General features: G+C 55.2%; 1 protein-coding gene. It reads right to left on the bottom strand.

Annotated features, from left to right (window positions below; all coding sequences use genetic code 11):
- The coding region (locus tag AC0L3J_RS37970) for a DNA circularization N-terminal domain-containing protein (protein WP_473350534.1) at window positions 1-177 on the bottom strand (177 nt) is incomplete at its 3' end.
- Between the last annotated feature and the right edge of the window lie 111 nt (window positions 178-288).

Below are 288 nucleotides of genomic sequence, written 5' to 3'. Positions count from 1 at the left end.
GCCGCCGGTATCACGTAACGGGTACTCGCGTTTAACCAGGCGACGTCCGCCAGCCTGTTTTTGCTCCTCGATGACGAGAAACGGCACGTTACGGAACGTGCCTTTGCCGGTTGTTTTCCTGCCTCCACCGGTTTTATCCCGGACAGCATTAACGGCATTTAAAGCATCTTCAAACATGGTCTTACCAGCCCGTAATGTAGTTATCGCCCGCGTAAATATTCAGCCCCATACCATCCTCGGTGACGCGGGAACTGGTCAGACGTAACCCCTCGCCGAGTTCGACGCGCA

It is taken from the genome of Bradyrhizobium sp. Kon37, assembly GCF_055807535.1.
Note: the sequence above shows the minus strand (reverse complement) of the source record. Positions and strands in the feature narration are given on the sequence as shown.